This window comes from Polaribacter sp. Asnod1-A03, from assembly GCF_045063585.1.
In the GTDB taxonomy this organism is placed as follows: Bacteria; Bacteroidota; Bacteroidia; order Flavobacteriales; family Flavobacteriaceae; genus Polaribacter.
The window spans coordinates 2,371,614-2,383,825 of the sequence record NZ_JBEFOE010000009.1; the positions used below are offsets into that span (position 1 = coordinate 2,371,614).

General features: G+C 27.6%; 13 protein-coding genes. 5 read left to right on the forward strand and 8 right to left on the reverse strand.

Annotation, left to right across the window (positions count from 1 at the left end):
* The first annotated feature begins 205 nt into the window (after nt 1-205).
* On the forward strand, nt 206-697 hold the full coding sequence (locus ACJJVY_RS10775) for a dihydrofolate reductase (protein WP_405608132.1): 492 nt from the start codon (nt 206-208) through the stop codon (nt 695-697).
* Here the strand turns inward: ACJJVY_RS10775 and ACJJVY_RS10780 are convergent.
* Complete coding sequence (locus tag ACJJVY_RS10780; protein ID WP_405608135.1) at nt 694-1,128, reverse strand: DUF6146 family protein; 435 nt, start codon at nt 1,126-1,128, stop codon at nt 694-696. The two genes, ACJJVY_RS10775 and ACJJVY_RS10780, sit on opposite strands and share 4 nt — an antisense overlap.
* 97 nt (nt 1,129-1,225) lie before the next feature.
* On the opposite strand from ACJJVY_RS10780, the gene ACJJVY_RS10785 reads away from it, so the two are divergent.
* Complete coding sequence (locus tag ACJJVY_RS10785) at nt 1,226-1,783, forward strand: DNA-3-methyladenine glycosylase I (protein WP_405608138.1); 558 nt, start codon at nt 1,226-1,228, stop codon at nt 1,781-1,783.
* Nucleotides 1,784-1,786: 3 nt separating this feature from the next.
* On the opposite strand, the gene ACJJVY_RS10790 is transcribed toward ACJJVY_RS10785, so the two are convergent.
* The 3 genes from ACJJVY_RS10790 to ACJJVY_RS10800 all read right to left on the reverse strand — a co-directional run bounded on the left by ACJJVY_RS10790 (nt 1,787) and on the right by ACJJVY_RS10800 (nt 6,147).
* Nucleotides 1,787-2,749, reverse strand: a complete 963-nt coding sequence (locus tag ACJJVY_RS10790) for a type IX secretion system membrane protein PorP/SprF (protein ID WP_405608141.1) — start codon at nt 2,747-2,749, stop codon at nt 1,787-1,789.
* Complete coding sequence (locus ACJJVY_RS10795; RefSeq protein ID WP_405608144.1) at nt 2,746-5,838, reverse strand: gliding motility-associated C-terminal domain-containing protein; 3,093 nt, start codon at nt 5,836-5,838, stop codon at nt 2,746-2,748. The genes ACJJVY_RS10790 and ACJJVY_RS10795 overlap by 4 nt, the downstream gene beginning before the upstream one ends.
* Nucleotides 5,839-5,940: 102 nt before the next feature.
* A complete protein-coding gene (locus ACJJVY_RS10800) occupies nt 5,941-6,147 on the reverse strand; it encodes a hypothetical protein (RefSeq protein ID WP_405608147.1) in 207 nt (68 codons plus the stop codon).
* Nucleotides 6,148-6,333: 186 nt separating this feature from the next.
* On the opposite strand from ACJJVY_RS10800, the gene ACJJVY_RS10805 reads away from it, so the two are divergent.
* The gene (locus ACJJVY_RS10805; RefSeq protein WP_405608150.1) at nt 6,334-6,720 is read left to right on the forward strand and encodes a hypothetical protein; all 387 of its coding nucleotides are present in this window, start codon (nt 6,334-6,336) and stop codon (nt 6,718-6,720) included.
* Between the two features lie 6 nt (nt 6,721-6,726).
* Here the strand turns inward: ACJJVY_RS10805 and ACJJVY_RS10810 are convergent, their stop codons facing one another.
* A complete protein-coding gene (locus ACJJVY_RS10810) occupies nt 6,727-7,335 on the reverse strand; it encodes a MarC family protein (RefSeq protein ID WP_405608153.1) in 609 nt (202 codons plus the stop codon).
* 110 nt (nt 7,336-7,445) lie between these two features.
* Complete coding sequence (locus ACJJVY_RS10815; RefSeq protein WP_405608156.1) at nt 7,446-8,501, reverse strand: branched-chain amino acid aminotransferase; 1,056 nt, start codon at nt 8,499-8,501, stop codon at nt 7,446-7,448.
* Nucleotides 8,502-8,624: 123 nt separating this feature from the next.
* Between ACJJVY_RS10815 and ACJJVY_RS10820 the strand changes: the two genes are divergently transcribed.
* On the forward strand, nt 8,625-9,134 hold the full coding sequence (locus ACJJVY_RS10820; RefSeq protein ID WP_405608159.1) for a DUF4920 domain-containing protein: 510 nt from the start codon (nt 8,625-8,627) through the stop codon (nt 9,132-9,134).
* Nucleotides 9,135-9,144: 10 nt separating this feature from the next.
* Nucleotides 9,145-9,804 (forward strand): tRNA (5-methylaminomethyl-2-thiouridine)(34)-methyltransferase MnmD, encoded by a 660-nt coding sequence (mnmD, locus tag ACJJVY_RS10825; protein WP_405608162.1) that lies wholly within the window; start codon nt 9,145-9,147, stop codon nt 9,802-9,804.
* Nucleotides 9,805-10,120: 316 nt separating this feature from the next.
* Here mnmD and ACJJVY_RS10830 read toward each other — a convergent pair whose 3' ends face one another.
* Both ACJJVY_RS10830 and ACJJVY_RS10835 read right to left on the reverse strand, forming a co-directional pair.
* A complete protein-coding gene (locus tag ACJJVY_RS10830) occupies nt 10,121-11,251 on the reverse strand; it encodes a glycosyltransferase (RefSeq protein ID WP_405608165.1) in 1,131 nt (376 codons plus the stop codon).
* The gene (locus ACJJVY_RS10835; protein ID WP_405608168.1) at nt 11,248-12,210 is read right to left on the reverse strand and encodes a hypothetical protein; all 963 of its coding nucleotides are present in this window, start codon (nt 12,208-12,210) and stop codon (nt 11,248-11,250) included. The genes ACJJVY_RS10830 and ACJJVY_RS10835 overlap by 4 nt, the downstream gene beginning before the upstream one ends.
* Nucleotides 12,211-12,212: the final 2 nt, after the last annotated feature.

Below are 12,212 nucleotides of genomic sequence, written 5' to 3' on the forward strand. Positions count from 1 at the left end.
TAGGTAACTTAATATATTAAATTATCAAAATAAAAATAGAAGTAAATTATAGTATTTTTAAAATAGGAGAGATGCTCTCGTGTTGATTTTCAGGGTTTTTAATGTCGAAAACGTATTCGTTCAAAGAAAAAATATTGTAAATTAATTCTAAATCATCAAATGGTGGAACATTTACTGTAATTTTGCATAAAATGAAAGAGTACAAATGATTACAATTATAGCAGCAATAGCAAAAAATAATGCTTTAGGCAAAGACAACGATTTAATTTGGCATTTGCCAGAAGATTTAAAAAGATTTAAAAGAATAACATCTGGTAATTATATTTTAATGGGCAGAAATACTTTTGAGTCTATAGGCAAACCCTTACCAAACAGAACAACTATAATAATTACTAGAAGTAAAGAATACTTTAAAGATGGCTGTTTAATAGCAAATAGTTTAGAAGAGGCTGTTAAAATGGTTGAAGAAGATAAGCAAGCCTTTATTATTGGTGGCGCACAAATTTATAAATATGCGCTAGAAAACAATATTGCAGATGTTTTAGATTTAACTTTAGTACATCATCAATTTGAAGCAGATGTATTTTTCCCAGAAATTGATTTTAATATATGGGAAGAAACTAAAAGAGAGGATTTTAAAGCTGATGAAAAGAATAAATATGATTATAGTTTTGTTCAGTTTAAAAAGAAAAATTAATTAACTCTATTTGTTCTAAACCCTCCACCTAAGCTCATTTTATATTTTTGTTGAGCAAATAAAAAGTAATTAAACAACTTATAGTTTACTTCGTAGCCATAATCTATTGTGGATTGATAATCTATTATGTTTTCGTAAACATTACTGTTAAAGCGACTTGGATTTCTTGCTCTATTATTCCACTCTAATACCCAAACTCTGTTTCTTGCTTCTAAATAAGATTGAGAATAAAAACCTTCTTGTTGCGCCACAGAGTTTAAAAAGAAAGTAAAACCCGGGTCTATAATTATAATTTCATATTCTAGACTATCATTGGCAATTACAACAGGTTCTTCTTTCTCTGTAGATTTAGTATTTATAGGTGATGAACCACAAGCCCAAAAAATAAAAATTATAGAGAAAAGAATAAGTATGTGTTTTAAAAGCTTCATAATTAGAGGTTTTTAGAATAGTAAAGTTGCAAAAATTATTCTAAAATATATTGATTTTTAATCAATTTAACAGTATTTTTCATCAATATATAAAAAAATGAAAAATAGGTGCTTTTGGGTAACAGATAGTAAGTTGTATCAAGAATATCATGATAACGAGTGGGGAAAGCCTGTTTATGATGATAAAACTTTGTTTGAGTTTTTAATTTTAGAAACTTTTCAAGCGGGTTTAAGTTGGATTACGATTCTTAATAAAAGAGAAAATTTTAGGCAAGCTTTTGATGATTTTGATTATAAGAAAATAGCTAAATATCCAGAAGATAAATATGAGTCTTTATTGCAAGATGCAGGTATTATTAGAAATAAACTAAAAATAAAAAGTGCCATTACAAATGCACAATTATTTATAGAAATACAGAATGAATTTGGTAGTTTCTCTAAGTTTATTTGGTTTTATGTAGATGGTAAGCCAATTATTAATCATTTTAAAAGTAAAGAGGAGGTGCCTGCAACAACTGAGTTGTCAGATAAAATTTCTAAAGATTTAAAAAAACGAGGTTTTAAATTTGTAGGTTCTACAGTTATTTATGCCTTTATGCAAGCAGTTGGTATGGTAAACGATCACACTACAAATTGTTTTAAGTATCCTAAATAGTTTTTAAAAAAAACAACGATTATGAAAAAGCCAATGTGTACTTCTGTTTAAGTCTAAATCAAAACGAAGAATTATTTCATGTGAGCTTAAATTGTTACCGTAATCTGCTAAAGTGTAATCATAAGAATAACCAACTCTGTATTTTTTATTTATAATTATTGCAAATAAAGCACTAATAGAGTTCTCGTGTCTGTAAGATAAGCCTGCTTCAATTTTATTGTCATAAATAAAGTTAGAATTGATGTCTACAGAAATAGGTAAACTTGATGTGTATTTTACAATTGTAGAAGGTTTAAATTTTAAATTATCAGATAAATTAAATATGTAACCACTTGTTAAAAAGTAATTACTAATATTAATACCGTAATTTTCGTTTACATTAACTAAAGTTTTGTATTGATTAGATTTTAATACATTAGGTGCAGATACTCCTATAAAAAAGTTTTTGTTGTAAAATAAACCACCAAAACCAATGTTAGGAAAATTACCTTCTGTAGAAGCATAAACTTCATTGTCTGGTGTAATACCACTAGCTAAGTTATTATTAAAAAAAGTTAATCCACCTTTTAAACCAAAAGAAACTCTTCCATATCTAGAGGTTGGAATTGTATAAGACGCATCTATATTTACATTTGTACTTGTTGTTAAACCTATTTTATCTTTTATAACAGTTGCTCCTAATCCAAAACCTGCAATTGTTCTTCCTCCAATAGAAAATGTTGTTGTTGTTGGTGCTCCTTCAATTCCTACCCATTGTTGTCTTGATAATAAAGAGATACTTAAATCTGATTTAGAGCCAACAAATGCTGGATTCAAAACCTCCATATTGTACAAGTACTGAGTATAATGTGGGGCTTGCTGAGCATAGGTTGTTTTACTTAAAAAAGTAATTAACAAGATGTAAATAAGATATGGTAAATATCTATTTTTAAATTTATGGTTTTCTGATTGATTTTTCTGCATCATCTAATTAATTGAATAAAACCTTTTTTAGGAGGTGTAATACCATCATTAAAATCAATTGTGTAATAATAAACCCCTTCTGTAACCGGTTTTTTATTATATGTGCCATCCCACCAGATAGGATTGTAACTTCCGTTGTTATTATAGTTATAAACTTCGCTTCCCCAACGATCTATAATAATTATTTTAAAGTTAGGATAATTACTAATTTCATCTATTTTAAATACATCACTAAATCCATCTCCATTAGGCGAAAATAAATTGGGTAATTTATCATTATCAATTAAAATACCAGTTGCATTTAATGTTTTGTTTCTTGTGTTTGTAGATGTGATATTTAGGTTTAAAGAAAAAAACTCGTTTAACTCGTAAAAAGGGTCATCAATAGATTCTATAGAATATGTAACGGTGTTAGTATTAGGTGGGATATTAATTATACCCACTGTTTCTATATAATCTAAAGAGGCCATTGCCGTATTAGAACTGTTACTTGTATTTGTGCCATCAGATGTAAACAATTCAATTTCTGTAGGAATTGTGCTTGTAACTAGTTTTTTGTCTCTAACTAAAGTTATATTGAATGTAAGTATTTCTCCTTCTATAACAGAAACATTATCCACAGAAACATAAACGGGTGGTATTTCTCTCCAATCTCTGTCAAGATCCTCTTTATCACCATCTGGTGTATCAACATTTGGAAAATCTAGAGGAGTTTGATTATTTGTTGGATTTACATTGCTGTTATCATTATCATAAGCATCATCTAAACCATCTTTATCAATGTCTGTATTTATAGCTTTTGTTTCTTCAATTCCGTCATTGTTTGTGTCCCAACCTTCTATAAAATCATCTCTAATATCATTGTCTGAGTTTGTGTCTATAAAATCATAAATGCCATCATTATCTGTGTCTGTAGGTAAGATTCCTTTAGGATCTGTAGTTTCATTATTATAAGCGGTATCTATACCTGCTTCTGTTGTTATTCCAGAAAGTGTTATGTAATTAGTTGTTTTTTGCCCTTCAATATTATCTACAATTCCGTCTCCATCTGCATCAATATCTAAAAAATCAAAATTACCACTATTATCTGTATTTGGAATTGTGTATATAATTGAAGCGTTAAAAGTATCATCTGTTTCAATGGTATTATCAAGTCCATTTGTGCCAACATTATTATCTGTTTCTCCATTATTATTTATGTCAACAGAGATATTTCCAGCTTCTACAATATCAAGAATTCCATCATTATCACTATCTAAATCGAAATGATTTGGGATTCCATCATTATCAAAATCAAAAACATCTATAATGCTATCTCCATTGACGTCATCACCAAAATCAGTGTCTTTATAATTGGGAATGAAGTCACCATCATCATCAGCTATAGGGTTTAGTCCATTATATTCATCCACATCTAAAATGGTGTCATTATCATCATCAATATCATTACTGTCTGTAATTCCATCACTATCATGATCTAAATCTGCATTTGTGTTTACTAGTATGTTATTCGTTGAGTTTACATTATTACCTAATGGGTCTTTTGCTGAAAAATTAGCTGTATTTAAACCATCACATTCGTTATTAAAAATCGCAAAGAATTCAATGGTAATAAATTCATCTTTTTTTAAAACTCCAGAATTTCCATCAAAGAAATTAATATCTGTTTTACCATTATAATTAGTATTTAATATTGGTTCTATAGTTGCAGTAGAATTTTGAATGAATGGAGTATTAACATCAATAATAGCAACATCTTTACAGATAGCATTTAAATTGTCTTCTAATTGAAGATTTTTTAATTCTACTTCTTCACTATTGTTTGTTATTGTTAATTGAAAAGTTACTTTTTGATGTTGTAGGATTCCATTTGGAGCAAACTCTGTGTCTGATATAATTTTATCAACTTTAGAAGAGGAGGTAAATTCAAACTTCATGTTAGCAACTTGACAACTGCATTGCTGAGAAGAAGATACTTGCTCTGTTTCGGTTCCAGAAATATAATAACGATCTAAATGGTTCCCTAAATCATCTTCCCAAAGAACATAAGAATATTTACGTTTGTTTTCTGGTGTTGATTCATCAAAATTGTCTAAATCTCCTTGCGTTTGAGAGATTTGTAATTGATCGAAACCAACAGAAATAGTTGGTGTGGTATCAATTTTTGATTTTATTTCTAAAATTATTGTTGCTCTTGCAGCTAAAGTCTGATTAGAATCAAATAAAGTTGTATTAGTATCTCCATCAAAATTAGTGTTAATTTGAATAGTTGGACCAGAAACTTGTGTAATATCTATAGTTTTAAATACAATTCCTTGTTCTAAAAAACTTTCTAATCCCATGTTAAAGTTTACATTTTCTGCTGTTTTGGTACCTTCATTAGTTATAATTACTCTATTTGTAAAATCGTAACTACCATCTGAATTTGCTTCTGGATTAGTGTTTGAGGTATATAGGCCAACTGCTAAAATTGCTCCTGTAGTATGAAAATCTTTTAATAATAAGTTAGCATCCGTATCTCCGTTGTCGGATGTAGTAGTTGTAGTAATGTTAAAATCGATATTAGAACCAGATGAAGTTGGATTTGGTCTACCATTACAAAAAGGATCTACTGTAACACATATATCTATATTTATAGATTGTCTTGGATATAAACTAAAGTCTTTGGAAGTTGTTTTAAAAATGGCATTTGATGTTCCGTTTAAAAAATTATCGTTTAAAGCGTTAATAGTTGTAAATTCTTTAGGGAAATCTATATTCGTCTTTAAATTTGTTGAACTAGTAGTTATAATATCAACCTCAATATCATCGTATGATATACATCCATTGCCAAATATAGCTTCTAAATTATTACTTAAATCAATATTTTTAATAACATTAGTTGAATCTGCACTTGCTGAATTATTAGTATTTGTAAGTGTTATTTTGTAATTAATTTTATAAAAACTATCTACAGTATATCCTTGGTTACAACTAGTTATTTCTGATTTTAATAAACCGTTACTAGTTACTTGGGCATTGATAAATTGATAAAATAATAGAAAAAAAATTAAAATTTTAAATCTGTTCCTTATAAAGTGTGTAGAAAACATTTAATAAAATCTTTATTTTAGGTTTATTACACTAATATAGTTATAATTTTGAGAATAATGTAAATATTTAAGTTTTTTTAATTGAAAGTATAACGATGAGTTCTAGTTACCTGCTAAAATTCTGATAGCAACAAAAACAGCAATAATTAATCCGCCGTAGATTAATACTTTTTTACCTGCATTTTTATAATAACGTTCATGATTTTTAATGTCTTTTCTATAACTATAAATCATTAAAGCAATAAATGCAGTAATAAAAAAACACATAAATATAATTCTACCAGTTGAAAAATAAGCACTTAAAAACATTTTCTAATTTTTATTAGTTGTAAAAAAGAATAGAAAGTATAAATTTGATGTTTAAAAAAAATCTATATATTACTATCAATATCAGTTTGCAAAATTACGAATTTTTAAAAGTAGATAAACATTGTTTTTAAAGTATCTTCTAAAACATGCTTTAAAATATAGTGATAGATTAATTTAATCATACAGATGAAAAATAAAATAAAGGCAGTAACAGAATTTCATAAATCTTTTAAGGTAAACATTAATACAAATCCCATAGCTAATATTGGTGAGGATAGAAATAAACTTCGTTTTGATTTAATGAAAGAAGAAAATGAAGAATATTTAGAAGCAGCAAATAATAATGACTTGGTAGAGGTTGCAGATGCTTTAGGTGATATGCTTTATATTTTGTGTGGTACAATTATAGAGCATGGTATGCAAGATAAAATAGAAGAGGTTTTTGATGAAATTCAGCGAAGTAATATGAGTAAATTAGATGAGGATGGAAAACCTATTTATAGAGAAGATGGTAAAGTTTTAAAAGGGCCAAATTATTTTAAACCAAACATTAAAGAAATATTAGAAAAATAAATCTCGTTATTTGATAAAGTAACCACTTATTCCGCTTAAAATACTTTGTACAGCATAAGAAGCTAAGATTAATCCCATAATTTTACTAATAACCGTAATACCATAGCTACCAATTTTTTCTTGTACTCTGTTGGCAATCAGTAATAAAATAGCCGTTAAAGCAATAACAAATAATACAAGAAAAGAAGTAAGAGCTTGTTCTTGTATAGAATAAAGATGATTATCAGTTAATAAAACAACTGCCATTATTGCTCCAGGAGAAGCAATTGAAGGAATTGCTACAGGAAAAATAGTAACATGCCTATAATCTGTAATTTGACTTTTTTCTCTTTCAGGTTTTCCATCACCAAAAATCATGGTAATAGCAAATAGAAAAAGAATAACACCACCAGATATCTGAAAAGCATCTAAAGTAATAGACATCCCTTCTAAAATAAATTGACCAATTACTATAAAAAATAATAGAATAAAGAAAGCAACTACTGCAGCTCTTATAGCAACTTTTTTCTTTTCTATTTTATTTAATTCTTTAGTGGCTTCTAAATAAACAGGCACAGAACCAATAGGATCTAAAACTGCAATTAAAAAGAAAATTTGGGTAATTATTGAAGCCATAACTATTGATAAATAAGGTTGGTAGAGTATGTTATAAAGTAAATATATAAAATAAAAGCTTTAAAGTGATTACCTTAAAGCTTTTATAATTTTTATTGATTGATTATGTTTTAAAGCATTACTCGCCAACCGTAAGGGTCTTCTGCTTTGTTTGTTTGTATATCTGTAATAGATTTTTTTAAAGTTTTTGCAAAAGAATTTTCTAATTCAGGTAAATCATAATCAGTACCTTGATAACCAAAACCAGAGATAGGAGAAATTACGGCTGCAGTTCCTGCACCAAACATTTCTTTTAAACTACCACTTTGTGCAGCAGCAATAACTTCTGAAACAGTAATTTTTCTTACTTCTACATCTATTTTAGAATCTTCTGCAATTTGGATAATACTTTTACGTGTAATTCCGTCTAAGATTCTATCGTTTGTTGGACTTGTAATTAAAGTATCATTAATTCTAACAAAAATATTCATTGCACCAGCTTCTTCAATATATTCGTGCGTATTATCATCCGTCCAAATAACTTGATTATATCCTTTTTCGATAGCCAATTGGGTTGGGTAAAACTGTGCAGCATAATTACCACCTGCTTTAGCAAAACCTACACCTCCATTTGCAGCACGAGCATATTTTTCTTCAATTAAAACTTTTACTTTTCCAGAAAAATAAGCACCAGAAGGAGCAGAACAAATTATAAATTTATAACCATCTGCAGGAGATGCATGAAAACCAATACCAGATGCAAACATAAAAGGTCTTATGTATAAAGAACTACCTTCGTTTGTAGGAATCCAAGCATTATCTACCTCTAATAATTTTTTTAAACCTTCCATAAAAATATCTTCAGGAATTTGAGGTATTACCAAACGTTCTGCAGACTTGTTTAATCGTTTACAGTTGTCTAAAGGTCTAAATAACATTGTATTTCCTTTATCGTCTTTGTAAGCTTTCATTCCTTCAAAAATAGATTGACCGTAATGGAAAATTTTAGAAGAAGGATCTAAAGAAATAGGAGAATACGGCTTAATAACAGGTGTTTGCCATTCTCCATTTACAAAATCACATTCTAACATGTGGTCAGAATATACACTACCAAAAGGTAAATTATTAAAATCTACAGAATCGATCTTCGATTTTTCTATACGTTGAATTTCTATATTAGATTTCATTTTAGCTATTTAAATTTAACAGCAAATGTACATAAATTATCGTTCTTTCAATATAACTAATTCATTGGTTTTATTCTTTGAAATACGTACTTTTGTAACTTACTCAATCCAAACTTATAAGAGATGAAATATTTAGTACAGATATGTTTAATTACAATAATTGCTTTTACTGCATGTAAAGAAGCAAAAAAGGAAACTAAAGAAGTAGAAAAGCCAAAACAAGAAATTGCTTTTGCTTCTTTTGGAGATAAAATTACAAGTGAAGATGCTATTACTTCTGCACAAATGTTTGATAAGTTTAAAACTTTAGAATTAGGCGATACGGTTAATGTAAAGTTTGCTTCTAGTATTAATGATGTTTGCTCTAAAAAAGGATGTTGGATGAAATTACCTTTAGATAAGGAAACAGAAACAATGGTTCGTTTTAAAGATTATGGTTTTTTTATGCCTTTAGATTCTAAAGATAGCGAGGTAATAGTACAAGGTAAAGCTTTTGTAACAGAAACTTCTGTAGAAGATTTACGCCATTATGCAGCAGATGCAGGCAAATCTGAAGAAGAAATTGCTGCAATAACAGAATCTAAAATAGAATTTGCTTTTGAAGCAAATGGTGTTTTAATGAAAACAAAGTAATTTATAAAATTTGAAAAGAGAAATTTTAATTACCTCAGATGGTTCTACAACCATTAATTTACCAGATTTAAACGAGCAATATCATTCTAAAAATGGTTCTATTAACGAGTCTTACCATGTTTTTATAAACAGTGGATTAAAGTTAGTAGCAGAAAAAGAAGTGTCTATTTTAGAAATTGGTTTTGGTACAGGTTTAAACTGTTTTATAACCTATTTAGAGGCAGAAAGAAATATAAATTATGTTGGTGTAGAAGCATATCCGGTAACGGCTGATGAGGTAGAAAAAATGAATTTTATCTCTATTTTAAATGCTGAAAAAGAAAGTATCTATTTTGATAAAATACATCAAGTTTCTTGGGAAGAAAAAAATCAGATTTCTGATACATTTTCGTTAACAAAAAGAAAGCAGTTTTTTGAAGATATTGAAGATAAAGATGCTTTTAATTTAATATATTTTGATGCATTTGGTGCACGTGTTCAACCGCAACTGTGGACTGTAGAGATTTTCCAAAAAATGTATGAAGCTTTAAAAGAAAACGGAATATTAGTAACTTACTCTGCTAAAGGAAGTGTTAGAAGAGCTATGCAAGAAGTTGGTTTTATGGTAGAAAGGTTGCCTGGGCCTCCTGGAAAAAGAGAGATGTTAAGAGCAATTAAAAAAAGTTTGTAATTACATTATAAAAAAATAAATAGAGTTTATAGATTATGGAGTTTAAAAGAAAATTTGGAAGAAAAAAACAGACAAAACCAACAAAAGGTCTTTTTTTAGTTATTGTCTTAGTTTTTGTTTTAATCCTTTGGTTTAAGGCAGAAGATATTATGAATGCGTTGTTTTAGAAGCTATTTCCTGTTTTCACTACTCGCTTTTTTTAGCGCTTCGCTAGATGTGCTTCATAAAAATATCTTTTTATGAAACACAATCTAAAAAAGAGCTCAAACAAGCCGTTCAATCAGGGCTAAACGTATTTGCTAACTTTTTAGAAAACCTATTTTTTAAAACGTCTTCCTTTCCAATTATATTTAAAAAAAATGGATTTAAAAACCACTAAAATGCTAAAGAAAGGATATAATAAACTCGCAAAAACATACCATTTGTAAAAGCTTGATTTTATCTTGAAAAACTTAATAGTTGGTAAGAATAAAAACAAATCAACAATCATTTTTAATACAAAAGGAATAAAAAGCATTGCTAAACTTCCCAAAAATAAATAGTAAATCACTAAAAAATTGACAAGTAAAACGAGTAAGCCAATCAGTTTGACTTTAAAAGAACTAAAATTACTAGATTTTGCAGCCCATCTTGTTCTTTGGTTTAATAAGTCTGTCCAACTTTTAACAGGAAAAGTGGTTACAATTGCTTCATCCGATTTTAAATATAGAACACTTTTTTTATCTGATTTTATAAATTTTTCTAATAGAAAAATATCATCTCCACTCGCAATAGAATTGTTTCCTGCAAAGCCATTTAATTTTAAAAACGCTTCTTTCTTATAAGTAAAATTTGCACCATTACATAAAAAAGGAAAATTAATGCCAAAACCACCAATTGTAGTTCCTTGCATGCTCATAAAATCTAATAATTGAAATTGTTCTAAAAAAATATTTTCTACATTATAATTAACAGGTGCAACAACCATTTTGGGTTCTTTTTCTTGGATAAAAGAGTCTAATTTTTTTAACCAATTTATAGGTAAAATACAATCGGCATCAGTAGTTACAATCCAATCATTTTTAGCAATGACAATTGCTGTGGTAATTGCATCTTTTTTAGGCGAATTAGAAGTTCTATTATTTTTTAATACTTTAAAAATGTTTTTTTGATTGTAACCAACTTCATAATTCTCAATAAAACGATTGATTATTTCAACAGAATTATCAGTAGAATCATCATCAACTAAAATAAATTCTACTAAGTTATTAGAATAATTAATTTTAGAAATAGAAGTTAATAAATGAGGTAAGTTTTTAGCTTCATTCCGAAAAGGAATGATCACAGAAAAAGAATTGATTTCTATTTTTTTCTCTGTTTTAAATTCATCAACTTTATGAAAACCAATTGATAGTGATATAATAAGAATTGAGTAACAAGTAAAAATGAAAATTAAAAACCAAATCATGTTGCTAAATTAGGTTTAAAAATGATTACAAAATAACTTCCTACAATTGCTGGTAATACAAAATTTAAAATCCACATTAAAGTAGTTGTAGATAAAATAGTAAGCGGTGATATATTATTAAAAAACGAAAACACCCAAATTGCTACAGAACCTTTTAAGACAACATCAAATAAAGATAACATCGGTATTATAGAGGCAATTAAATAAACAGAAGTAATTGCAGAAATTGCGTCAAAATAAGAAATATCAATTTTAAAAATCAGCAATAAAAAGTAAAACTGATGAGAGAAAATCACGAATCTTAAAAACGAAAAAAGACTGACTTTAATATTCATATTCTGCGGAATTTCCTTTATAAAAGTTCTTGTCTTATTAAAATAAGATTTACTAAAATTAAAATATTTTGCAACAAAAAATAAAGCAGTAATTCCAAATATTCCTATAACTGAAAAGATGATAATTTGCTGAAAATCGATTTCAATTTTATGTTGAAAAACAAAATAGCTAAAACCAATAATTCCAAAAATTAGCGTCATCAACATTTGGTAAAAATTGCCAATAAAGTTTAATCCAAAAATTTTTTTTCTGTCTTTTTTATTAAAATACATTGCTTTTGCTCCGTATTCTCCAATTCTGTTTGGTGTAATTAAAGAAGCCGTTAAAGAAGCTAAACTTTGTATAATAGCTTTTTTAAATGAATAATTACCAATAAAAGAAATTAATAAATGCCATTTTTTAATTTCTAAAAACCAGTTTAAAAATGTAAAAAATAATAAAAAAAGGATGTTTTTAACTGAAAAAATATGGTTTTGAATCAAATTTTGATAAAAAGTAGTAAATTCTAATTGTTCGTTTTCTAATAATCGGATATAAATAAAAAACAAGCACCCAATTACAATCGATAGTTTTATTATCAACCAAAAGAATTGTTTAGTTTTGTCTGCAAGCGAATTATACATTT

Bases quoted from the DNA above. Each gene is read 5' to 3' on its own strand.
- ACJJVY_RS10775 (WP_405608132.1), top strand. From the start codon at position 206: ATGATTACAATTATAGCAGCAATAGCAAAAAATAATGCTTTAGGCAAA.
- ACJJVY_RS10780 (WP_405608135.1), bottom strand. From the start codon at position 1,128: ATGAAGCTTTTAAAACACATACTTATTCTTTTCTCTATAATTTTTATT.
- ACJJVY_RS10785 (WP_405608138.1), top strand. From the start codon at position 1,226: ATGAAAAATAGGTGCTTTTGGGTAACAGATAGTAAGTTGTATCAAGAA.
- ACJJVY_RS10790 (WP_405608141.1), bottom strand. From the start codon at position 2,749: ATGATGCAGAAAAATCAATCAGAAAACCATAAATTTAAAAATAGATAT.
- ACJJVY_RS10795 (WP_405608144.1), bottom strand. From the start codon at position 5,838: ATGTTTTCTACACACTTTATAAGGAACAGATTTAAAATTTTAATTTTT.
- ACJJVY_RS10800 (WP_405608147.1), bottom strand. From the start codon at position 6,147: ATGTTTTTAAGTGCTTATTTTTCAACTGGTAGAATTATATTTATGTGT.
- ACJJVY_RS10805 (WP_405608150.1), top strand. From the start codon at position 6,334: ATGAAAAATAAAATAAAGGCAGTAACAGAATTTCATAAATCTTTTAAG.
- ACJJVY_RS10810 (WP_405608153.1), bottom strand. From the start codon at position 7,335: ATGGCTTCAATAATTACCCAAATTTTCTTTTTAATTGCAGTTTTAGAT.
- ACJJVY_RS10815 (WP_405608156.1), bottom strand. From the start codon at position 8,501: ATGAAATCTAATATAGAAATTCAACGTATAGAAAAATCGAAGATCGAT.
- ACJJVY_RS10820 (WP_405608159.1), top strand. From the start codon at position 8,625: ATGAAATATTTAGTACAGATATGTTTAATTACAATAATTGCTTTTACT.
- ACJJVY_RS10830 (WP_405608165.1), bottom strand. From the start codon at position 11,251: ATGATTTGGTTTTTAATTTTCATTTTTACTTGTTACTCAATTCTTATT.
- ACJJVY_RS10835 (WP_405608168.1), bottom strand. From the start codon at position 12,210: ATGTATAATTCGCTTGCAGACAAAACTAAACAATTCTTTTGGTTGATA.